At 59.7% G+C, this 23,406-nt stretch carries 19 protein-coding genes; 15 read left to right on the forward strand and 4 right to left on the reverse strand.

The window, feature by feature from the left end:
* Positions 1–90: 90 nt before the first annotated feature.
* The 11 genes from HY282_18045 (at position 91) to HY282_18095 (ending at position 11,036) form a co-directional block, all read left to right on the forward strand.
* Positions 91–2,379, forward strand: coding sequence for a UvrD-helicase domain-containing protein (locus HY282_18045; GenBank protein ID MBI3805656.1), 2,289 nt, complete (start codon positions 91–93; stop codon positions 2,377–2,379).
* A gap of 11 nt (positions 2,380–2,390) precedes the next feature.
* On the forward strand, positions 2,391–2,678 hold the full coding sequence (gatC, locus tag HY282_18050) for an Asp-tRNA(Asn)/Glu-tRNA(Gln) amidotransferase subunit GatC (GenBank protein ID MBI3805657.1): 288 nt from the start codon (positions 2,391–2,393) through the stop codon (positions 2,676–2,678).
* Positions 2,679–2,729: 51 nt separating this feature from the next.
* Positions 2,730–3,095, forward strand: a complete 366-nt coding sequence (locus HY282_18055) for an aspartate 1-decarboxylase (GenBank protein ID MBI3805658.1) — start codon at positions 2,730–2,732, stop codon at positions 3,093–3,095.
* Positions 3,092–4,552, forward strand: a complete 1,461-nt coding sequence (gene gatA, locus HY282_18060) for an Asp-tRNA(Asn)/Glu-tRNA(Gln) amidotransferase subunit GatA (protein ID MBI3805659.1) — start codon at positions 3,092–3,094, stop codon at positions 4,550–4,552. Before HY282_18055 ends, gatA begins: the two co-directional genes overlap by 4 nt.
* Positions 4,549–4,998, forward strand: a complete 450-nt coding sequence (locus HY282_18065) for a gamma-glutamylcyclotransferase (protein MBI3805660.1) — start codon at positions 4,549–4,551, stop codon at positions 4,996–4,998. The genes gatA and HY282_18065 overlap by 4 nt, the downstream gene beginning before the upstream one ends.
* Positions 4,999–5,073: 75 nt before the next feature.
* Complete coding sequence (gatB, locus tag HY282_18070) at positions 5,074–6,507, forward strand: Asp-tRNA(Asn)/Glu-tRNA(Gln) amidotransferase subunit GatB (GenBank protein MBI3805661.1); 1,434 nt, start codon at positions 5,074–5,076, stop codon at positions 6,505–6,507.
* A 24-nt stretch (positions 6,508–6,531) separates the two neighbouring features.
* Positions 6,532–7,812, forward strand: a complete 1,281-nt coding sequence (gene eno / locus HY282_18075) for a phosphopyruvate hydratase (protein MBI3805662.1) — start codon at positions 6,532–6,534, stop codon at positions 7,810–7,812.
* Positions 7,813–7,925: 113 nt separating this feature from the next.
* Positions 7,926–8,654, forward strand: coding sequence for a hypothetical protein (locus HY282_18080; GenBank protein MBI3805663.1), 729 nt, complete (start codon positions 7,926–7,928; stop codon positions 8,652–8,654).
* A gap of 39 nt (positions 8,655–8,693) precedes the next feature.
* Entirely contained in the window at positions 8,694–9,017 is a 324-nt protein-coding gene (locus HY282_18085; GenBank protein ID MBI3805664.1) for a septum formation initiator family protein, read from the forward strand.
* Positions 9,018–9,102: 85 nt separating this feature from the next.
* Positions 9,103–9,987 carry a GTPase Era gene (gene era / locus HY282_18090; GenBank protein MBI3805665.1) on the forward strand — a complete coding sequence of 295 codons (885 nt, stop codon included), beginning with the start codon at positions 9,103–9,105 and terminating at the stop codon, positions 9,985–9,987.
* Between the two features lie 257 nt (positions 9,988–10,244).
* Positions 10,245–11,036 carry a DUF3108 domain-containing protein gene (locus HY282_18095; GenBank protein MBI3805666.1) on the forward strand — a complete coding sequence of 264 codons (792 nt, stop codon included), beginning with the start codon at positions 10,245–10,247 and terminating at the stop codon, positions 11,034–11,036.
* Positions 11,037–11,059: 23 nt separating this feature from the next.
* On the opposite strand, the gene HY282_18100 is transcribed toward HY282_18095, so the two are convergent.
* On the reverse strand, positions 11,060–11,752 hold the full coding sequence (locus HY282_18100) for an arylesterase (protein MBI3805667.1): 693 nt from the start codon (positions 11,750–11,752) through the stop codon (positions 11,060–11,062).
* Between the two features lie 277 nt (positions 11,753–12,029).
* Here HY282_18100 and HY282_18105 point away from each other — a divergent pair, with 277 nt between their 5' ends.
* From HY282_18105 to HY282_18120, 4 genes are all read left to right on the forward strand, one after another.
* Complete coding sequence (locus tag HY282_18105) at positions 12,030–12,710, forward strand: ABC transporter ATP-binding protein (protein ID MBI3805668.1); 681 nt, start codon at positions 12,030–12,032, stop codon at positions 12,708–12,710.
* Complete coding sequence (locus HY282_18110; protein ID MBI3805669.1) at positions 12,707–15,244, forward strand: FtsX-like permease family protein; 2,538 nt, start codon at positions 12,707–12,709, stop codon at positions 15,242–15,244. The genes HY282_18105 and HY282_18110 overlap by 4 nt, the downstream gene beginning before the upstream one ends.
* Positions 15,245–15,292: 48 nt before the next feature.
* Positions 15,293–18,361, forward strand: coding sequence for a PAS domain S-box protein (locus tag HY282_18115; GenBank protein ID MBI3805670.1), 3,069 nt, complete (start codon positions 15,293–15,295; stop codon positions 18,359–18,361).
* Between the two features lie 148 nt (positions 18,362–18,509).
* Positions 18,510–19,856 (forward strand): cytochrome P450, encoded by a 1,347-nt coding sequence (locus HY282_18120; GenBank protein ID MBI3805671.1) that lies wholly within the window; start codon positions 18,510–18,512, stop codon positions 19,854–19,856.
* A 701-nt stretch (positions 19,857–20,557) separates the two neighbouring features.
* Here HY282_18120 and HY282_18125 read toward each other — a convergent pair.
* From HY282_18125 to HY282_18135, 3 genes are read right to left on the reverse strand one after another with little or no spacing between them, the layout of a single operon-like run.
* On the reverse strand, positions 20,558–21,370 hold the full coding sequence (locus tag HY282_18125; GenBank protein MBI3805672.1) for a hypothetical protein: 813 nt from the start codon (positions 21,368–21,370) through the stop codon (positions 20,558–20,560).
* Entirely contained in the window at positions 21,322–22,959 is a 1,638-nt protein-coding gene (locus HY282_18130; GenBank protein MBI3805673.1) for a hybrid sensor histidine kinase/response regulator, read from the reverse strand. The genes HY282_18125 and HY282_18130 overlap by 49 nt, the downstream gene beginning before the upstream one ends.
* A gap of 47 nt (positions 22,960–23,006) precedes the next feature.
* Positions 23,007–23,405 carry a response regulator gene (locus HY282_18135; GenBank protein ID MBI3805674.1) on the reverse strand — a complete coding sequence of 133 codons (399 nt, stop codon included), beginning with the start codon at positions 23,403–23,405 and terminating at the stop codon, positions 23,007–23,009.
* Position 23,406 lies beyond the last annotated feature (1 nt).

Here is a 23,406-nt window from a genome sequence, read left to right on the forward strand (position 1 = left end):
AGGGGTGAGTCTTTTCTTCTCTTTCGGATGTTGACGTCCGACTTCTTTATCCCGTATTATCCATATTTGATTTAAGAATTTAAGGCCCCGATGACAGACATCCTCAGCAATTTGAACCCGCGGCAGCTCGAAGCGGTCCAGCATACCGAAGGGCCGCTTCTTATTTTGGCCGGGGCGGGGAGCGGCAAGACGCGCGTCCTCACCCACCGGATCGCCTACCTCGTCGAGCGGTGCGGTGTCTCTCCCAGCCGGATCTTGGGGGTGACCTTTACCAACAAGGCGGCGGAGGAGATGCGGGAGCGGATCATGAAGCTGGTTCCCGGCGAGCCGGGGCGCCGGCTGACGATCTCGACGTTTCATGCCGTCTGCCTGAAGATCCTTCGCCGGAACATCCATCGCCTCGGATACAAAAACGACTTCGTCATCTACGACTCCGCCGATCAGCTCGCGTTGGTGAAGGGATGCACCGAAGCCCTCGGGGTGAACGAGGATCTCTATCCCCCCCGAACGTTTCTGACCCGGATCAGTCAGCTGAAGCATCAATTGATCACCCCGCATGAATACCTGGACAAGGGGGCTGACTTCGGCTTGGAAGACAAGCTCAAGAAGGTCTATGCGCTCTATCAAGAGCGGTTGACGGCGGCCCAGGGGCTCGACTTCGACGACCTGATCGGGACGACGATCCGCCTCTTTACCTCCATTCCGGAGGTGCTGGAGCGTTACCGAGAACAGTTCGAATACATTTTGGTCGATGAGTACCAAGACACCAACGCGGCCCAATATCGGTTGATTCATCTTCTCATCACCGAGCGGAGAAACCTCTGCGTTGTGGGGGACGACGATCAGTCGATCTACGCCTTTCGCGGCGCCGACGTCGGGAATATCTTGAGCTTCGAGCGCGATTTTCCCGACGCCAAGGTGGTGGTCCTGAGCCAGAATTACCGCTCGACCGGGATGATCCTCTCGGCCGCCGCGGCGGTGATCGAAAACAACACCCGGCGGAAATCGAAAGACCTCTTCACCGAAAATCCGACCGGCGAGCCGCTCCTCTGGGCTCAGGTCGAAAATGAGGAGGACGAAGCGCGCTTCGTCCGTGACACGGTTCGGAGCCTACAGGACCGCGAGGGAAGGACCCTCTCCGAGTTCAGCATCCTCTATCGGACCAATGCGCAGTCGCGTGTGATGGAAGAGGCGCTGCGCAACGCGGGGATTCCGTATATCATCGTCGGCGGTCTTCGCTTTTATGAGCGGAAGGAGATCAAAGACCTGATCGCTTATCTTCGACTGGTCGTCTATCCGGGAGATGCGATCAGCCTCCGGCGGGTGATCAATCTGCCGCAGCGGGGGGTGGGGGCGACCTCGCTGGAGCGGCTCGACGCCTATGCCGAGGCGGAGCGGCTTTCCCTTTTTGATGCCATCGGCCGGATCGTTTCGGTCGATGACGGAACGCTCGCGGCGGAGATCGGCCTCTCCACCAACGCCCGGCGCGGGCTGTCGGCGTTTTATCGGTTTATCGAAACGATTCGGATCGTCTCGGAGACCCAGACCCTTCCGCAGCTGGTTCGCTACCTGGTCGATGAGCTGAATTACCTCGAGTTTATCCGAAAAGAGTATGCGCACGAAGCGGAGGGGCGGATCGAAAACATCCTCGAGTTCATCAATGCCGCCGATCAGTTTGAGCCGATGATAGAGGACGACGCGCCGGAGGGGAGCGATCCGGCGGAGACGTCGACCGGGCTGAAAGCGTTTCTCGACCAGATTGCGCTGGTCGGCGCCGGGGATGAGCCCGATGCCACCGGCGGCGGGGTGACGCTGATGACCCTCCATTCAGCGAAAGGGCTCGAGTTCCCGGTCGTCTTCTTGATCGGAATGGAGGAAGGGCTCTTTCCGCACTCCCGGTCGTTGACCGACCTTCGCGAGATGGAGGAGGAGCGGCGGCTCTGCTACGTCGGGATGACCCGCGCGCGAGAGAGACTCTATCTCATCAGCGCCGCGCAGCGCCGGCTTTATGGCAGCTCGCAGTGGAATTCCCCCTCCCGGTTTATTCAAGAGCTCCCCAAAGAGGGGATCACGATCGTCAGCCGGAAACCGTCTTACCCGGCGGGGCGCGACCGACTCCAACCCCACAATTACGATCGATCCCGCAACTGGCGGCCCCGGCAGGAGCCGCGACCTTCCGACGATCCGGTGTATACCGACCTTCAAGAGAGCGAGGGGGCCTTTCCGATCGGATCGATGGTGCGCCATCCCCTCTTCGGAATCGGGCGGGTCCAGCGCTGCGAGGGCGAAGGGGAAGAGGCGAAGGTGACGGTGACCTTCTCTTCGGTGGGGACGAAGAAACTGGCATTGAAATATGCTAAACTGGAGAAACATTTTTAGGGGAGAATGCGGTGAAAATCGATCGAGAAGAGGTGTTGCACGTGGCAAAGCTGGCGCGGCTCAGTTTGTCATCCGAAGAGATCGACCGGCTCACCGATCAGCTCAGCAACATCCTCACCTATGTCGAGAAGCTCAACCAGGCGGATACGAAGAATATCGAGCCGACGTCCCATGTCCTCTCCCTCTCGAATGTCTTCCGAGAGGATCGGGCGAGACCGTCGCTCCCGGTCGAAAAAGCGCTGGAAAACGCGCCTGAAAAGGAAGGGGCGTTCTTCCGGGTGCCGAAGATTATCGAATAGAGAATCGGCGAGAGGCCTATTGTCCCCTCGCCCTATTTAAAGAGGAATCAGATGTTAAGACAAATGTTACGATCCAAAATACACCGCGCCACCATCACCGAGTCGGAGCTCCATTATGAAGGGAGCATCACCGTCGACCGCGCGTTGATGGAGGCGGCCGGGATGCTTCCGTATGAGCAGGTGATGGTCTCCAACTTGAGCAACGGCGAGCGATTCATCACCTACCTTTTGCCGGGCGACAAAGGCTCCGGGACGATCTGTCTCAACGGGCCGACGGCGCGCAAAGGGGTGGTCGGCGACAAGGTGATCATCTTCTGCTATGCCGCCTATAACGAGGAAGAGCTCAAGGGATACCTGCCGAAGGTGGTCAAGGTCGATGAAAAAAATCGGGTGGAGTCTGTCAGGAGTGGCATTTGAGCTGGATTCATCTGACCGCGCATGAATTGAATGAGGCGCTGAAGAAGAAGTCGGTCTCGGCGAAGGAGTTGGTGAACGCCTTCTTCGCGCGGATCGACTCGGTTGAAAAAGAGGTTCATGCCTACAACACCCTCCTGCAGAAAGAGGCGCTTGCCCAAGCCGATCGGATTGACCAGGCAATCGCGCGGGGTGAAGCGGTCGGGCCGCTCGCCGGGGTTCCGATCGCATTAAAAGACAATCTCTGCGCGGATGGAATCCGGACGACCTGCTCGTCGAAGATGCTCCAAAACTATACGGCGACGTACGATGCCACCGTCGTCGGGCGGCTCCGGCGCGCCGGCGCGATCTTCCTCGGCAAGACCAACATGGATGAATTTGCGATGGGCTCCTCGACGGAGAACTCCGCCTTCGAGAAGACCCGGAATCCCTGGGACCTCAGCCGGATTCCGGGGGGATCGAGCGGCGGGTCGGCCGCGGCGGTGGCGGCCTCTGAAGCGGTCGCGGCGCTCGGCTCCGACACCGGCGGCTCCATCCGCCAGCCGGCGGCCTGCTGCGGGGTGGTCGGCCTCAAGCCGACCTATGGACGGGTCTCCCGTTACGGCTTGGTCGCCTTTGCCTCTTCGCTCGATCAGATCGGACCGCTGACCCGCGATGTGACCGACGCGGCGCTGTTGATGAATGCGATCGGCGGCCACGATCCGTCCGATTCGACCTCGGCCGACCTTCCGATGCCCGACCTGACCGGCGCGCTGACCGGAGAGATCCGGGGGATGCGGCTCGGCGTTCCGAAGGAGTATTTTATCGAAGGGATGGACCCGGCGGTCGCATCGACGATCGCGCAAGCGATCGAGACGTTGAAGCAGCTCGGCGCCGAGATAAAGGAGATCTCATTGCCGCACACGGAGTATGCCGTGGCGACCTATTATATCCTCGCGACGGCGGAGGCCTCCTCCAACCTCGCCCGCTTCGACGGGGTCCGCTACGGCTATCGGACGCCGCAGGCGCACGACCTGCTCGAGATGTATATGAAGAGCCGCCAAGAGGGGTTCGGGCCGGAGGTCAAGCGGCGGATCATGCTCGGGACCTACGCCCTCTCGTCCGGTTATTACGATGCCTATTATAAAAAGGCTCAGCAGGTCCGGACGTTGATCAAGCGCGACTTCGACAACGCCTTTGAGTCGGTTGATGCGATCGTCACGCCGACCGCGCCGACCCCGGCGTTTCGGATCGGCGAGAAGACCGCCGATCCGCTCCAGATGTATCTCTCCGACATTTTTACCATCTCGGTCAACCTCGCCGGCATCCCGGCGATCTCGATCCCTTGCGGCTTCTCCCAAGAGGGATTGCCGATCGGCCTTCAAATCTTGGGGCGCGCCTTCGACGAAGCGGGGGTGTTGCGCATTGCCGATGCCTACGAGCGGACGACCGACTTTCACACACGGAGACCGACACTGTGATCTACTTCGCCTACGGTTCGAACATGGATCATGACCAGATGCAGGCCCGCTGTCCGGGACACAAGGTGATCGGCGTGGGCCGGCTGTCCCACTACACCCTTGCCTTCACCCGATGGTCCCGGTCGTGGAACAGCGGCACCGCCGACATCCTGCCCGAGCAGGGAAAAGAGATCTGCGGCGTCCTCTTCGACCTGACGCTGGACGATCTCAAGCGGATGGACAAATTCGCCGATTATCCGAACTCCTACGTCCGCCAGGATGTCATGGTGGAGCGGCCGGGAGCGCAGCAGGGGGAGCGGCTTCCCGCACTCACCTACGTGGCGATCCGCCAAGGGGCGTTTCTCCCCTCCAAAGCCTATCTCAGCAAGATGATCCAAGGGGCGGAGAAGAACCAGCTCTCGGCCCAGTACATCCAATTTTTGAAATCGCTTCGGACCCATGATTGATAGAAAGGATTGCGTCGGTCGCGATCGATCCGACCGAGCCTTTTTCTTTCGTAAAGATAATCTAAGGATACTGTGATGAAGTATGAAGCTGTCATCGGACTGGAAGTCCACGCGCAGGTCTTGACCGAATCGAAGATTTTCTGCGGCTGCAGCACGAAGTTCGGTCAGCCTCCCAACAGCCAGACCTGCCCGATCTGTCTCGGGCATCCGGGAGTCCTCCCGGTGCTGAATCAAAAGGTGGTGGAGAACGCGATCCGGATGGGGGTGGCGACCCATTGTCAGATCGCGCCGCACGCCCGGTTTGCGCGGAAGAACTATTTCTACCCCGATCTTCCCAAGGGATATCAGATCTCGATGTATGAGCTCCCCCTGGCGGAGCATGGCTACATTGAGATCGCGGTCAACGGAGCGACCCGGCGGATCGGACTGACCCGAATTCATATGGAAGAAGATGCGGGGAAAAACCTTCATGAGGGGATCGAGGCGGCGAGCCACGTCGATCTCAACCGCGCCGGCGTCCCGCTGCTGGAGATCGTCAGCGAGCCCGACATTCGCACTTCGGACGAAGCGGTCGCCTATCTCAAAAAGCTCCGGCAAATCTTAATCTACACCGGCGTCTCCGACGCCGACATGGAGAAGGGGAATTTTCGCTGTGATGCGAACGTCTCCATCCGCCCGGTCGGGAGCGAGAAATTCGGCACCCGCGCCGAGGTGAAGAACATGAATTCTTTCCGCTTCATTCAAAAAGCGATCGAGTATGAAATGGTGCGCCAGGAGAAAATTCTGGAGGAGGGGGGAAAGATCGTTCAAGAGACCCGCCTCTGGGACACCAAGAGCGGGATGACCTTTTCGATGCGAAGCAAGGAAGCGGCGCACGACTACCGCTACTTCCCGGAGCCCGACCTGGTCCCGCTCGCGGTCGATCAAAAGTGGATTGACACAATTACCGCGACCCTCCCTGAGCTTCCCGATGCGAAGCGGGCGCGCTTTGTCTCGGCCTATCAGATTCCGGACTATGACGCCGTGATCCTGACCGGCTCGGAGGGGCTCGCCGATTTCTTCGAGAAAGCGGTGAAAGCCTATCCGAAGCCGAAGATCGTCAGCAACTGGGTGATGGGCGATCTCCTCCGCGAGCTCAACAATGAAAATAAAGAGATCGAACAGGCGCCGATCCGTCCCGAGCAGTTGGCGGCGATGTTGAAGATGATCGAGGACGGAACGATCAGCGGAAAGATCGCGAAGACGGTCTTCGAGGAGATGTATCGGAGCGGCGCCGATCCGGAGAAGATCGTTCAAGAAAAAGGGCTGGTTCAGATGAGCGATACCTCGGCGCTCGAGGGGGTGATCGACGAGGTGATGACCGCCAATCCGAAAGAGGTCGAAGGATACCGCGCCGGCAAGGAGAAGCTCCTCGGGTTCTTCGTCGGCCAGGTGATGAAGCGCTCCGGTGGAAAGGCGAATCCCGGGATGTTGAACGAACTGTTAAAGCGGAAGCTGGCGCCGAAATAATCGGCGCGTCTGGAGGAGATTCGAATGAGTCAGATTGCCGATGTTCATGCGCGTGAGATTCTCGATTCCCGCGGAAATCCGACCGTGGAAGTGGAAGTGTTTCTGGAGAGCGGCGCCGTCGGACGCGCCGCGGCCCCATCGGGCGCCTCCACCGGCGAGCGCGAGGCGCTGGAGCTCCGGGACAAAGACCCCAAGCGGTATGGCGGGAAAGGGGTTCTGAAGGCGGTCGAGAATGTTCATAAAAAGATCCGGCCGGAAATCCTCGGCCTCTTCGCCGAGGAGCAGGCGGTGATCGATGATCTGATGATCGCGCTCGACGGCACCCCGAGCAAGCGGGCGCTCGGCGCCAACGCCCTGCTCGGCGTCTCGCTGGCGGTCGCGAAGGCGGCGGCCGAAGAGCGGGGACTCGGCCTCTACCGCTATCTCGGCGGTCTGACCGCCCGGGAGCTGCCGGTCCCGATGATGAATATCATCAACGGCGGCGCCCATGCCGACAACGGCCTCGATTTTCAGGAGTTCATGATCATCCCGGCCGGCGCCCCGACCTTCTCGGAATCGCTCCGGATGGGGGTCGAGGTCTTTCACAGTTTGAAGGCGGTGCTGAAGAAGAAGGGATATACCACGGCGGTTGGAGACGAGGGGGGATTCGCCCCGGCCGTTCGATCGCATAAAGAAGCGCTCGAGCTGATCATGAAGGGGATTGAAGGGGCCGGCTATCGGCCGGAGCGGGATCTGTTGTTGGCGCTCGACGCGGCGGCAAGCGAGTTCTACGAAAAGGGAAAATATCACCTCAAGTCGGAAGGAAAGGCGCTTTCCTCCGAGGAGATGATCGACTATTATGCGAAGCTGGTCGATCAATTCCCGATCGTCTCGATCGAAGATGGTCTCTCCGAGAACGATTGGAAGGGATGGAAGCTCCTGACCGAGCGGCTGAGCCGCCGGGTTCAGCTCGTCGGGGATGACCTCTTCGTTACGAACGAGAAAATTTTGGAAAAGGGAATTCGGGAGGGGATCGGAAATGCGATCTTGATCAAGCTCAACCAGATCGGGACCTTGACCGAAACGCTCAATACGATCGCGCGGGCCAAACAGGCCGGCTACCGAACGATCGTCTCGCATCGGTCGGGAGAGACCGAAGATGCGACGATCGCCGATCTCGCGGTGGGAACCGGTTCCGGCCAGATCAAAACCGGATCGCTCTCTCGAACCGATCGGACCGCCAAATACAATCAGCTTCTCCGAATCGAGGAAGAGTTGGGAGAGGCCGCCGTCTTTCGGGGAAAGGATCTTTTCAAACAATCGTGATCAGGCCGATGCTTCCGCCGCGGCACTAAATCGCATTTTCGGGTATCCTTGTCTATAGTTTTGAGCCCGTTGAGGGTGACTTCACCGACTGAGAACCGACAGAGGAGAGCGGAATGCGGCAAAAGGGACGGCCCGGAAGGGGCGGGGGAGCGGCGCGCGGATGGCGATTCGCGAAATTTCTTTTCTTTTTTTCCGGAATTTTATTGCTGATCCGGATGTCGGAGGCGCAGGCGGGGGTGATCGGCGATCCGACCGCTTCGGGGAAGCCGAACACCCTCTCCCAGTTCAACCTTGATTATGACCTGACCCAACGTAAACTGCGGGCCGGGGAAGACGGATTCGGCGGGCAGGCGACGAGCGAGCGGATCCTCCTTCAAGGGATCTACGGTCTCACCCCTTTCGTCGATCTCTACCTTCGGGTCGGCATCGCCGATCTGGAGACCAACTCCCGCGAGTTCGAGGGAGATTTCGGTCCGGCATTGGGGGGCGGGGGACGATGGACCCTTTTTCAAAAGGGAGATTTCAAGGTCGGCGTCGGGATTCAGTTCTTGGAATTCTTCAGCCGCGACGGCGGCTCGCCGACGCCGCGGGTCAATTGGGGCGAGTTGGAGTCGTTCATCGGCGGCGCTTTGCAGGGGATGGAGCGCTTCACCCCTTATATCGGGCTCTCCTTTTCCAAGGTGCAGGCCAAGTTTAAGAACGGCCCGACCGCCCGATCAGACGGCTTCATCGGTGTTTTTATCGGCGCCGAATTTCTGATCTATCAAAACTATTACTTTGCAAGCGAAGCGCGGATCTCCAGCGAGAATTCTCTAACGCTTCAGCTCAACTATCACTTATAATAACGTGAGGGAGCGTGCCTCACGTGATTTTCCATAAAGATGAGAAACCGAACCCGGGGAGAGATCGAACAACGGCGGGCCACGATGAAGCGCCTCTTCGGCGCGGTGGCCCTCTTTATCAATGGTTATCTTCTTCTCTCCTTCCTCTTCGGCGAGATGGGGCTGCTCAAATACATTAAAATGAAGCAGGCCTATTCCCAGGTCAACGAGGAGAACCGGACGCTTCGGAGCGATAACGAAAAGCTCACCCGCCGCATCGAGGCGCTGAAGACCGATCGATTGACGATCGAGCGGATGGCGCGGGATCGGCTTGGATTGGCGCGAGAGGGAGAGCTGATTTATGAATTTTATGAGCCTCAATAAAAAAATCAAAAGCTAGACAAACGCTAGAATCGATCTGAACTCTTTTTACCTGACCTTCACATTCCTTCTTGTTTGATTTGATCTTATGGCTTACCGTTCCGGATTCATCGCGATCATTGGACGTCCCAACGTCGGAAAATCAACCCTGCTCAATCAGCTTCTGGGGCAGAAGGTTTCGATCATCTCCGACAAGCCGCAGACCACCCGCAACCGGATCTTGGGGGTCAAGACGATCGAAGCGGGGCAGATGGTCTTCTTCGACACCCCCGGCATTCATAAGGCGAAAAGCCGGATCAACCAGCGGATGGTCCAGACGGCGATCAATTCGCTCCAAGAGGTCGATCTGATCTTTTTTCTCATCGAGCCCGATGCCGAGCCGGGGGAAGGGGACCGGTTCATCGCGGAGCGATTGGAGCAAATTAGAACCCCCAAGATGTTGATCGTCAATAAGATCGACCTGGTCAAAAAAGAGCGCCTCATTCCCATTCTCGACTCTTACCAGCAGAAGGGGATCTTTTCCGAGATCATCCCGATCTCGGCGCTGACCGGAGAGAATACCGACCGTCTTATTGCCGCCGCGCTGAACCACCTTCCCGAAGGGGAGCCGATCTTTTCCGAGGACCTCGTGACCGACCAGCCGGTCCGGTTTCTTGCCGCCGAGCTGGTCCGAGAGAAGGTCTTTCAGAAAACGCACGAAGAGATTCCCTACGCCGTCGCCGTCCATATCGACGAGTTCAAAGAAGAAGAGGAGAAAAACCTGATCACCATCCGCGCCACCCTCTTCGTCGAGCGCGACTCGCAGAAGGGAATTCTGATCGGTCAAAAGGGACAGATGTTAAAAGAGATCGGCAAGTCGGCCCGTGAAGAGATGGAAACCCTCCTCGGAACCCGCGTTTTCCTGGAGCTCTGGATCAAAGTCAAAAAAGGCTGGAGCAAAGATGACGCCTTCCTGACCGATTTAGGAATTTAGCAAAGCATGCGGCGTGTATCGTCCATTAAAGAGGCTGCGCGCAAAGAGGCTGCTGCGCGTTTGCTGCCGGTTTTCCTCCCTGAAGCATTTTCCAAAAAAGGTTAAGGTCTTTTCTCCATCCACTTAATGTCTCCTCCCAATGCTCTGAATCGGCCGATCTGTTATTCTACCCTTAGCCCGGCCCCGGCTTGAGATCTGATCCCGATCAAACCGCTCACCCGACGGCCATTTTTAATCTTTCGCAAGGAGATAAAAAGATGCAGAGGCGCCTGCGCATCCTATTTTTTTCCGCTTTTGCACTTCAGCTCCTCCTCCCCGATGCTTTTAGCGCCATCCCGCCGATCTCCTACGTCACCCCCTTCCCCTTTGTGGCGGGAGAGCGGCTCTCCTACCAGGTGACACTGGATCAGATGAAGATCGGGAAGGCGATCATGAAGGTGATCGAGAAGGTTCAATTTGAAGGAAAAGAGGTTTATCACCTCTCCTCCGAGGTCAAGACGAGCGGTTTTCTCTCCCTTTTCACCCGGATCAACGACCGGGTCGAGTCGTACATGGATGCCGAGGGGCTCTTCTCCCGGCGGGTCGAGGTCCGAAAAGAGCGGCGGATGAAGACCGATGAAAAGGTGGTGACGTTCGATCAGATCGGACACCGTGCGGTTCAATGGAAGAACAACCGGGAGGAGGTTTTCGAGATTCCCCCGCGTGTCCAAGATTCGCTCAGCTCACTCTACTACTTCAGAACGCAGCGGTTCCCCGAAATCGGCGGGGCGCTTTTTATCGACGTTCATGAGAGCGGGAAGAACCGAAAGATCGAGGTGCGGGTCCTTCAGCAAGAGCGGGTGACGACCCCCGCCGGAACCTTCGACACCATCAAAGTCCAGACCGCCCTCCCCAAAGAAGGGGCCTTCTCCGGCAATGGCGATCTCTTCATCTGGTTTACGAATGACGACCGGCGGATGCCGGTCCTGCTCCAGTCGGAGAGCCAGCGGGGAACGGTGACCGTCGCCCTGGAGGCGCAACAGCGTGGAGAGGGGAGCGGATCGCTCTGATCGGCGCGCTCCTTTCTCTTCCCTTATCGCTTTAAGAGCGGTTCAATCACCGGCCAAATCCGATCGACGATAATTCGATACCCCTGCGCCGTCGGGTGAATCCCATCGGCCTGGTTCAAGTTCGACTGGGCGGCGACCCCATCGAGGAAAAAAGGGATCAGCGTCAGGTGATAGCGCGCCGCCAGCCTCGGATAGATTTTCTCAAACCCCTCCGTGTAGCCTCTTCCATAATTCGGCGGCAACTTCATTCCTGCCAAGATCACCACCGCCCCTGTTTTTTGAAGCCGCTCGATCATCGCGGCGAGGTTTTTTTCGGTCTCCCCCAGATCGAGCCCGCGCAGACCGTCATTGGCGCCGAGCTCTAAAATCACCAGATCCGGCCGGCTTCGAAGGACCCAATCGACACGGCGGAGCCCGCCGGCGGTTGTCTCCCCGCTGACCCCCGAATTGATGATGCGATAGGAGTAACCGGCCGCTCTCAGCTTTTGCTCCAGCACCGCCGGATAGCCCTCATTCGGAGCGACCCCTAGTCCGGCCGTCAGGCTGTCGCCGAACGCAACGATCACCCGCTCACGGACCGCTCCTTGGGCCCGGGCAACCGCTGGCGACACCCCACTCCCTCCAAAAAGAAGAACGGCCAGCACCCAAAAAACGACCTTCCGTTTCAAACGCGCCTCCTTCGATATGCAGAAAAGTTTTAAGATTGATTGTGTCATAAACAGGAAAGGTGATCAAGCCTTCCAAGTAGAGAGCCCTCCGTCCTGGGCCGCTGTAATTCTTTACGGTATAAAAATTTAGGATAAATTTAACGAACAGGGCGGAAGGGGGGTCGGATGCAGACACGGACACAGGACGCCGATGCGTGTAGGCTCTTTTTTACTTCTCTCTGATTTCTGCCTTTAAACTCCGCAATCCGCAATCCATTCTTCCCTTCTATTTCTTCTTTGATTGCTCGTGTATAATACGAATTCGTGTCTGGAGCGGGGGTGTTTCATGATTGAGATTGCTGACCTCACGATGCAGTTGACCAGTGGGGGAAGGAGGGTGACGATCCTCGACCGGATCGACCTTTCGGTGCCGGCGAAGCAGTTTTTGGCGGTCATCGGGCCCTCCGGGAGCGGGAAGTCGACGTTGTTGGGGTTGATGGCGGGGCTCGATCGTCCCACCTCCGGGTCGATTCGCATCGAGGGGGTCTCTCTTTCGGAGCTGAGCGAGGATGATCTCGCGCGGCTTCGCCGCGAGAAGATCGGGATGATCTTTCAGTCGTTTCATCTCATTCCGACCCTGACGGCGCTGGAGAATGTTCAAGTTCCACTTGAGCTTCGTGGGGAGGCCGGTGCCGATCGGGAGGGGTATCGGCTCCTCGAAGCGGTGGGGCTGGGCGATCGGAGCGGGCATTATCCGGTCCAGCTTTCGGGCGGTGAGCAGCAGCGGGTCGCCGTTGCCCGCGCCTATGCCGCGAAGCCGCGCCTTCTTCTCGCCGATGAGCCGACCGGCAACCTCGATTCGGCGAATGGCGCCCGGGTGATCGACCTTCTCTTCCAGCTCCACCGAGACCAGGGGACGACGCTGATCTTGGTGACCCACGACCCGACGCTGGCGGCGCGCGCGGAGCGGACGATCTCTCTGCGAGATGGCCGGATCGTTGACGATCGGACTCAAGGAGCCCCATGAGCCGATTTGTTCTCCGGATGGTCTGGCGGGAGGCGCGCGGCTCCTTTCGACATTTTCTCTCCTTCCTCCTCTCCATCGCGTTGGGGGTCGGATCGATCGTCGGCGTCGGCAACATCGCCGCCAATCTACAGGAGATGAGCTTTCACGAGTCACGCAACCTTCTCGCCGGCGATCTGGAGGCGCGGCTGAATCGGCCGCTTTCTCCGGCGGGGGAAGGGGCCCTTTCCGATCTGCCGCAGGGGGTTCAATTCATACGGGTCACCGAGGTGATCGGCATGGCGGCGACCGAGGCGGCCTCTCAGTCGCAGCTGGTCGAGCTCAAGGCGGTGGAGCCGGGCTATCCGTTCTACGGACGGCTGTTGCTCGACCCGCCGGCGGCCGATCCGTTTCATGATCCCGATTCGGTCTGGGTCCAAGAGGGGCTGTTGATCCGGCTCGGCCTCCATGTCGGAGACCTCCTTCGTCTGGGGGAAGGACACTTCAAGATCGGCGGAATCATCCGCAAAGAGCCCGACCGGTCGGTCGGCACCTTCAGCCTCGGACCGCGGGTCCTTCTCTCGCAAGCGGCGTTGGAGAAAGCCCATCTGGTCCAGATCGGAAGCCGGGTCACCCGGCGTCTCCTTTTTAAAACCGATTTGCCCGCCACCCCGGAATTTTTAAAAGACGACTTGAAGCAGCGGTGGTCCTCGGAGTCGGTCCGCCTGCAGACCTATCGGGAGGCGCAGCCGCGGCTCGGACGTTTTCTGGAGAACTTCGCCACCTATCTCGGTCTCGTCGGGCTGATTACGTTGATGATCGGCGGGATCGCCGTCGCGAGCAACATCCATGCATTCCTCTCCGAGCGGATGCAGACGATTGCGATCCTCAAGTCGCTCGGCACGCCGACCTGGGGGGTGATGGCGGTCTATCTCCTGCTGGCGCTGCTCCTCGGCGGGATCGGCAGTCTGCTCGGGGTGGCGCTGGGGATTGGCGTCCACCATGCGCTTCTCTCCCTCCTCGCCCCCTTCCTCCCCTCCGGCTTTTCCTTTCGGCTCGCCCTCGTACCGGTGGCCCGGGGGGTTGCGATGGGACTCTGGACGACCCTTCTCTTTACCCTCTGGCCGCTGCGGCAGGTGTGGCAGGTCTCTCCGGCGCGGGTCTTCCGCCAAGAGGTGGAAGCCGATCTTTTCGGCGGAGAAAAGCGGCGCCGATTCTTCTCCCCCCGCGCCGTTCAACTGGGGGCGCTCATCGTGGTCGGATGGGCCGCGCTGGCGGTCTGGCAGGCGGGGTCGTGGCGGCTGGGAGGATGGGTCGTCTTGGGGATCGGCGTCGCCGTGCTCCTGCTGCTGGCGGCGACGGCGGCGGCCCTCTCCTTCATCAAGCGGATCGGCCGTCCCCGGCCGTTGATCCTCCGGTATGGAATCGGAAATCTCACCCGCCCCGGGCGGCAGATCGGGATGATCGTCCTCTCGATCGGGATCGGGGTCTTGATCCTTCTCACCTTGATCCAAGTGGAGACCAATCTCCTCTCGGAGCTGCAGCAAAATATTCCGGAAGATGCGCCGAGCCTCTTCTTCATCGACCTTCAGCCCGATCAAAAAGAGCCGTTCGAGGCGACGCTGGCGAAGTGGAATTTAAAAAAGCCGGCCGAGCTGACGCCGCTGGTCCGCTCGCGCCTCTCCGAACTTGACGGCAAGAAGGTCTCGGAGATCCAGACGGAGGAGCGGCCCGACGGCTGGTACTTTACCCGGGAGTATGTTCTCACCTATCAGCGCGATCTTCCCAAGCACAATTCGATTCTCCAGGGAGCCTGGTGGAAAGGGGGGGCCGAGGGGGGCGGGGCGGCCGAGGTTTCGGTCGAGGAGGAGGCGGCGCGGCACCTCGGCATTCATCTCGGCTCCCGCATTACATTCGATATTCAAGGGGTGGCGGTGGAGGGGGTGGTGACGAGCCTCCGCGAAGTCGATTGGGGGAGCCTCTCGACCAACTTCTTTTTTATCTTTCAGCCCGGCGCGCTCGACGGCGCGCCGATGACCTATGTCGCCACCGCGACCGACCGGCCCGAAGAGGATGTTCCGATTCAAAATGCGGTGATCAAATCCTTTCCCAACGTCACGGTGATCCATCTTCGGGAGGTGTTGGAAACGGTCGTCGGCATCCTCACCGAAATTACCCGGACCGTCCGGTTCATGGCGGCCTTTGCACTCGCCGTCGGATTGATCGTTCTTGCGGGGAGCATCGCCGCGACCCGGGCCCGCCGCCTTCACGAAATGGTGCTCTTCAAGACGCTCGGAGCGACCCGGTCGATCCTCCTTTCCATCCTGGCGGTCGAATATCTCTTGCTCGGTCTGATTGCCGCCTTAGTCGGCGGCCTCCTCTCCATCGGGCTCTCTTGGGGGATCGTCCACTTCTTTCTCGATCTTCGGTGGCGGTTTGACGGAATCTCTCTTCTCCTCGGACTGATCGCCGTCCTTCTGTTGACCCTCGTCACCGGGTTTTTGATGAGCTATCGGCTCCTCAAACAAAAGCCGCTCGCGGTCCTGAGAGCCGAATAATCCGCTCAGGACTTGCATAGGGCCGCCAGGGTGCCCTAGAATGAGGCTATGGTGGGGCAAGAGATTAATCCAATTCAAACCGAATGGAAACGTTTCATCGAAGGGCTCCCCCCCGCCGGCCTAGTGTCCCGTGTCATCCTCGATTCCTGGAAGCGAAGCCGCGCCGCCGGCGTCCATCCTCATCCGATGAAGTTGATCCTCCATCCGGTTTCCGAACAGATCCTTCGTCATCGATTGGACGTCAACCAAGAGTTCATTGAGGTCGCCGCGCTCCACCTCGACTGGATCTCCTCCTCCCTGTCCGGTTTGCGCCATACCGCGTTTTTGGTCGATCGGGACGGACTAATTCTCTATGCGACCGGAAACGATCATTTGATGCGCGAGGCCTTTTATGTCCTCCCCGGCTATGACTGGTCGGAGCGCCGGATGGGGACGAATGCCGTCGGAACCGCCCTCGCGACCAACCAGCCGATCGCGGTCTCCGGGCCGGAGCATTACATCCAGCTCTTTCATGGGTATACCTGCACTGCGGCGCCGATTCGAGTCCACGGCAGCACCCTCGGCGCGATCGGCATCGGTACGCCGGCGACGGAGGGCAATCCGGAGCGGCTGATCCTAACGGCGCATACCGCCTATGTCGTCGAGCAGGCGCTGATGCACCGGCGGACGGAGCGGATGGCGGAGTCGATGAAGACCGAGGCGACGGCCCTCCTCTCCAATGCGCTTGACTATAAAACGACCCTTTCGAACATCGCCCGTCTCGTCGTCCCCCGTTTCGCCGATTGGTGTTTGATCAACATGCGTGAGGAAGATCGGTCGATCAGCCGGGTGGCGGTGGCGGCGGCCGATCCGGCCCAGGCAAACCTGGCAGAAGACCTTCAGCGCCAGCCGCTCGATCCCGATGGGCCTTATGGCGCCGCCCGGGTGATACGGACCGGTCTATCGGAACTCTATCCGGAGATTTCCGACGCCGTTGTCATAGGAGCGGCTTCGGATGCAAAGCATCGAACCTTGTTGGAGCAACTCCGGATGAAGTCGGCGATGGTGGTCCCGATTACCGGCCGACAGGGGGTGCTCGGCGCGATCACCTTTATCTCAGTCGAATCCGATCGGCAATACAGCCGGGTCGATCTCGCTTTGGCCGAAGAGTTGGCCCGCCGCGCGGCGCTGGCGATTGAAAATGCCCGGCTCTATCGCGACGCCCAGCAAGAGATCGCGCGACGGAAAGAGGTGGAAGCGGCGCTCCGGCAGAGTGAAGAGCGCTTCCGGCGGCTCGGCGAGAGCGGTGTTCTGAGCATCGCCTCATTTGATCTTTCCGGTTCCATCACCGATGCCAACGATGCCTTCCTGAAGATGATTCAATACAGTCGGGAAGAGCTGCGGGCCGGAAAGGTCCGCTGGGACCCCCTGACGCCGCCGGAGTGGATCGAGCGGACGCGGCAGGCCGTTGAGGAGATGAAGCAACATGGGAGCTGTGTTCCTTATGAGAGGGAATATCTCCGAAAAGACGGCAGCCGGTTCTGGGGCCTGTTCGGCGGCGCCCTGCTCAATGAGGGTTCGGAAGGGGTCGCCTTTGTGATCGATACCACCGAGCGCAAGCGGGCCGAGGAGGGATTGCGCCACTCCGAGGAGAAATATCGGACTCTCTTCGAGACGATGACGCAAGGGGTCGTCTATCAGGATGAGGAGGGAAAAATCCTCTCGGCGAACCCGTCGGCGGAGCGGATCTTGGGGTTGACGATCGACCAGATGCAGGGGCGGAGTTCCTTCGATCTCGATTGGCGGGCGATCCGGGACGACGGGTCGGCGCTCCCGGGAGAAGCGCATCCGGCGATGGTCGCCCTGAGAACCGGGGCGCCGGTGAAAAATGTGATCATGGGGGTTTTCCATCCCGAAGAGAAGGGGTACCGCTGGATCAATGTGAATGCCATCCCGCAATTCCGACCGGGAGAGAAGAAGCCATATCAGGTTTACGCCACCTTTGCAGATATCACCGAGCGGCGGCAGGTGGAGGAGCAGATCCGCTTTCAGGCCAATCTGCTCGATGTCGTCGAACAGGCGATTATCGTCACCGATCTCGCCGGGGTCATTCTTTATTGGAATCGGTTCTCGGAAAAGCTCTACGGCTGGAGCGCCAAAGAGGTGTTGGGCCGAAACATCACCGAAGTGACCCCTTCCGATCTTTCGTATGAAGAAGGGGTGAAGATCATGCGCCGGCTGGCGCTGGGAAGGGGATGGTCGGGCGAGTTTCAGGTCCGCCGCCGGGACGGAAGCCTCTTTACGGCAATGGTCGTCGATACGCCGATTCGGAATGAAAGAGGGGAGTTGATCGGGGTGATCGGCGTCTCCTTCGACATCACGGCGCGCAAGCAGGTGGAAGAGGCGCTGAACCAAAAGAAGGTCGAGGCCGAAGAGGCCAGCCGGGCCAAAACGCAATTTGTCTCGATGATCTCCCACGAACTCCGGACGCCGCTGAACGCGATCATCGGCTACGCCGACCTTCTCAGCCGGCCGCGTCCGGTGGAAGATCCGGCCAAACTCAAAGAGCGGGTCGACCGGATTTCCTATAATGCCCGCATCCTGCTCGACCTGATCAACAATCTGCTCAACCTCAACCGGCTGGAAGCGGGGCAGATGCCGGTGACGGTCGAAACGGTCTTCCTGGTCGATGTGGTCGAAAAGATCGTTGATAACCTGAGGACGATGGGAGAAGAAAAAGGACTGAAGGTCGATCTGATCAATGAGGTCGGCCCCTTCGCGATCCGCTCCGATTTAAAGAAGATCGAGCAGATCGTCCGAAATCTGGTTTCCAACGCCATCAAATTTACCGACCGAGGCTCGGTGACGGTCCGGCTGTTGGATTTCCCCGCCGAGCAGCGGGTCGGCGTCGAGGTCTCAGATACCGGGATCGGAATCTCCGGAAAAGACCTCTCCCGCCTCTTTGAGCCGTTCTACCAGGCCGACACCTCCGATACCCGCTCCCACGAAGGGTCGGGGTTGGGACTGTCTATTGTCAAGAAATTCGCCGACCTCCTCGGTGCGACGGTGCAGATCGGCAGCGCGGTCGGGGTGGGAACGACGGTGACGGTTCGGATTCCTTATGATCCTCCGGCTTGATCCTTCCCGGCCGATTCGAAATTCTGATTCGGGATTGTGAGAGTCATGGGGTAAAACCTCACGCCTTCAGACTGCAGGCCGGCCGCAGACAGATGCAAAGCCCCGCTCCCCCTTGAGATTGCGCGCCGATTCAGGTATTCTCCACTCCATGTCCACGAAAGAATACTCCTTTCCGCCGGGCCCGTCCGGCAAGCCGCTGGTCGGCCACCTCTTCGCCTTTCGCCGCGATCCGATTCGTTTCCTCATGCGGCTTGCCAAAGAGTATGGCGACGCCGCCTCTTTCAAAATCGGCTCTCAGGAGATGGTCCTCCTCAGCCATCCCGAAAGTATCAAAGCGGTCTTGACGACCGACCACCGCAACTTTACCAAGGGCCGGGGGTTGCAATGGGCCAAACGGCTTCTCGGCGAGGGGTTGCTCACCAGCGAAGGGGAGTTCCATCGCCGCCAGCGGCGGATCGCCCAGCCGGCTTTCCACCGGCAGCGGATCGCCTCCTACGGCGAGATCATGACCGGCTATGCCGCCCGGATGCGTGAGGGGTGGAAGGCGGGGACGCCGTTTGATCTGCATGCCGAGATGATGCACCTGACGATGGGGATTGCGGCGAAGACCCTCTTCGATGCCGATGTCGATTCGAAAGCGCACGAGATCGGGGAGGCGCTCTCGACGGCGGTCGAGTTCTTCAACCGATTCACCCTCCCGTTCGCCGATCTGATGGCGGAGCTGCCGATCCCGAGCACCCTCCGGTTTAAAAAGGCGAAGCAGCGCCTCGACGAAACGATCTACCGGATGATCGCCGAGCGGCGGGCGAGCGACGAAGACCGCGGCGACCTTCTCTCGATGCTGCTCCATGCCACCGATGAAGAGGGGACCGGCGGGATGACCGACCTTCAGCTGCGGGATGAGGCGATGACGATTTTTCTCGCCGGCCACGAAACGACCGCAAACGCCCTCGCCTGGACCTGGTATCTCCTCTCGCAGCATCCCGAAGTAGAGGCGAAATTACACGCGGAAATCGATCTCCTCTTAGGCGACCGGCTGCCGACGGTCGACGATCTCCCCAAACTTCAATATGTCGAGAAGGTGCTCGCCGAATCGATGCGTCTTTATCCCCCCGCCTGGCTGGTCGGCTATCGCGCGATCGACGATTATTCGTTCGAAAAATATAACGTGCCCGGGGGGACCATTTTCCTGATGAGCCAGTATGTGGTCCACCACGATTCCCGCTATTTTCCCGATCCATTTCGTTTCGATCCGGAGCGGTGGACGCCGGAGGCGAAAGCGGCCCGGCCGAAGTTTTCCTACTTTCCCTTCGGCGGCGGCCCCCGCGTCTGCATCGGGGAGACGTTCGCCTGGATGGAGGCGATTCTGGTGATGGCGGCGATCGCCCGGCGCTGGCAGCTTCGGTTGGTTCCGGGCCACCCGGTGGTGCTTCAGCCGTTGATTACGCTGCGGCCCCGGTATGGGATGAAGATGGTTGCGACGCGGCGGGGATAGGGGCGCGGGCGGATAGAGGCGCCCTGAGTCAGCTCAGAGTATGCTGCTGAGTACGGCTGAAGGTCGTGGGGTTTCACCCCACCCTCCACCGAGGGGGCGCCTCGTCGCGCCCCCTCCGGCTTCCCCAGACGCCGGGGGTGGAACCCCCTGGCCCCCCTGCGGCCGAACTCGGCGCGACCGCACAAGGATAGTGCGGACTGCGCCTCAGACAGGCGCCCTGAAAAGGTAGGTGGAACGTTTTCATTATAGCGGTGGCGCACTGCGTCCTCGCTCCACCCATCCCCCCGTGGGGCCCTTTCTCTCCGACACAGCGTGCCACCGAGCAGATAACCCCAAATCTAGTACTGTTTTTGTTTGAATTAAAAAAGATCGTAAGCGACTGCGCGGCAAGGGCGTACTCCGCCCCCCCACGCTGCTGCGTTTTATATCCGACGGTTTACCTACCGAATCAGGTCACCTGTCGAAGCCCCATCCGCGGTGCCCTTCCCGCGCGTGGTGCAAGTTGTGACCGTAAGGGGGGAGCGGGGGGGATCTCTCCCCCCGGCTGCACGGGGAGGCCGGAGGGGGCCGGGCAATCGGCCCCCACGGTGGGGGGTGGGGTAAAACCCCACGACCTTCAGGCAGTCAGGTCAAGAGCAGCGCCCCATCCCAACCCATTTGATTCTACCTGAGGCCCTTCTCTTCTTCTTCGCGGTCCAGCATTACCGCTCCGGCGCTTTTCTCCTCGACGCCTGGCGAACCTCCCGAAACATCGCCCTCAAAATCTTCGCCTCCTCCAGATCCATCTCCGCCCGCAACCATAATGTCCGGAGCATCCTCACCATCTTTTTATCCGCCGGCGGTTTTAAAAATCCAATTTCCCGGAGCGCTTCTTCCATCTCTTCGAACAACGGCTCCAACGCCCCGACGGGGAGGAGCGCGCGGCGGGCGTTTTTTTCTTTCGGACCGGCGTCGGCAGGAGCGGTCCGAAGGAGCGCCGCCGCCGTGAGGAGGACCGCTTGGGCAAGATTCAGCGATGAGAAGGAGGGGCCGGTCGGGATGAAGGCGGTGCGGTGACAGCGGGCGAGGATCTCATTGTTCAAACCGGTTCCTTCGGAGCCGAAGAGGAGGAGGATCTTTTGATCCTCCGCGCGCCGCCAGATCTCCGGCGCGAGCGCTTCAATCGAGGTATGGGACCGCCTCTGTTTCTTCGGTTCGCGGCCGGTCAGGCCGACGACCCAGTGGGCCTCGGCGAGCGCGGCGTCGAGATCGGGAAAGTGCGCCGCTTGGTCGAGGAGCTCACGCGAGCGGTAGGCCATCCGAATCGATTCCTCTCCGCGCGGATCGGTCGGGGAGACGAGGGCGAGCCGGCTGAACCCCATGTTTTTGAGGGCGCGGGCAGCGGCGCCGACGTTGCCGGGGCTTTCCGGATGGACAAGGCAGAAGGTGATCCGTTCCGATCGGTCCGGCGCGATCGCCTCGTCGCTCACCGCGCCGGTTCGGGAGAGGGAAGGGGGGGCTCTGCCGGCAGCCAAACGGTGAACCGGCTGCCGACGCCGGGTTTGCTCTTCACCTTAATCTTCCCTCCCATCGCTTGGACGATGCCATGGATGATCGTCAATCCCAACCCGCTCCCGTCATAGCCGGAGGTATGATTGAATGGATCGAAAATCTGGTTGAGCCGCTCCGGCGCAATCCCGATACCGGTATCGAAGACGGTGATCTGAACCCCCTCCCGGTTGCGCTCCTTGACCTTTCGAACGCCGATTTCGATCGATCCCAAAACGGTGAATTTGGCTGCATTGGAGAAGAGGTTGGAGAGGATATGTTTAATCATGTCGGGTTCGGAGACGGGGAGGCGGACATCGGGTTCCACCCGGCTCTTTATGTCGATTTCCTTTCCGAAGAGAAGGGGAGCCAGTTCGTTTTGGATCTGCTCCAGAACGAGCGCGCTGACGTCGACCTCCACCGCGCCGCTCATTGTATAGCGAAATTCATTGAGCCCCCGGTCGAGGATTCGAAGGAGCTCTTTCGCGTTGGCGAGAATCCGCTTCAGCGCCTCCTCTGCTTTTTTCGAATCCATCGCCCGATCGAGAAGGAGGGAGGTAAATCCGAGGATGGCGTTCAAGGGTGTTTTGAGGTCATGCGACGCATAGGAGAGAGCGGTTTTGCTCCGCATCGCCTCTTCGCGCAGTTTCAGGTTGGAACGGGAGAGGGTCTCGTTCATCCGTTGCAGATAAAGATAGGCTTCCTGATTTAAGAGCGCCGAGGTGAGGCGGGAGGAGAGGACCTCGAGCGGCTGCTCCTCCTCCGGGGAGAGATCATTTTTCGGGAGGGCGATCAATAAAATCCCTTTGCTGTACTCTTGGTAGACAAGGGGGGAGAGGGCCAGCCCGTCGAAGGTGAGACCCCGCAACGCCGCTTCCAAAAAGGGGTCCCTGTCGACCTCCGCCCGGGAGGCAACGATCATCCGTCGTTTACTCAAGGCGCGGGCGAGCAGACCGGAAGGGGGTTCGGTTCCGGCATTCGGGACCGCCTCGATTCCGGTAAAGAGTCCGCCGGTCAAGAGCCAACGGAATGCGCCTTCGGCGCGGTCGCGGTAAAAGACGCCGGCGCCGACTCCGTCGAACATCGCCATGATCTTCTCCGGGATCCCCGGCGAAAACCGGCCGTTCGTCAGGGAGGTAAAGAAAAGATTCCCGATCTCCGCCAGCAGCTGAAAGCGCCGGGTCTCGCGCTGCGCGCGGTCATAGTAGTATTTGGAGCGGAGATTGCTGTGGACGCGGGCGAGCAATTCCGCCTTGTTGATTGGCTGGGCAAGGTAGTCGATCGCTCCGGTTTCCAGGCCGCGGACGCGGCTCTCGAGGTCATAATAGGTGGCGGAGGTCATCAGAATCGGGATGACTTCCGTTCTCGGATCTTTCTTGAGCCGGTCGCAGACCGAGAAGCCGTCGATGTCGGGCATATTGATATCGAGGAGAATCAGGTCGGGCTTCTGCAGGGCGCCGGCCAGCGCACCGGCGCCGTCCGCCGCCGTGATCACGCGAAAACCGTCGGCCTTGAGAATTTTTTCTAAGACATACCGGTTGGTTTCAACATCATCGACCACCAAGATCGTTGCCATGGCGTCTCCTTTTCCGTCTGATTATTGAAAGTCATTCAACCGCTTCTTCACCCGGCAAGTGCGGCCGGTCCCTTATGTTGATCGGGATCGGAGAGGATCTGTAAGACCTTCTCGACGATCTCGCGATATTGGATCGGCTTGGAAAAGTAGGCGGCGCAGCCAAGGCTCAGGCAGGACTCTTTGTCTCCCGGCAGGGCGTCGGCGGTCACCGCGATAATCGGCACGGCGGAATTGTTCCGCCGGATCTCCGGAATCGCCTCGTAGCCGCTCATGTCGGGAAGGCGCATGTCCATCAAGATGACATCGGGGGCGTCGCTCTCCGCTTTCCCGATCGCCTCTCTTCCGTTGCCGGCCTGGATGACTTCGAATCCCTCTTTGAGAAAGACCCGCTGGAGAACGTAGAAATTGGCCGGCGTGTCCTCGACGATCAAGATCCGTTTCGGCATT

The organism is Candidatus Manganitrophaceae bacterium (assembly GCA_016200325.1).
Lineage (GTDB): Bacteria > Nitrospirota > Nitrospiria > SBBL01 > Manganitrophaceae > Manganitrophus.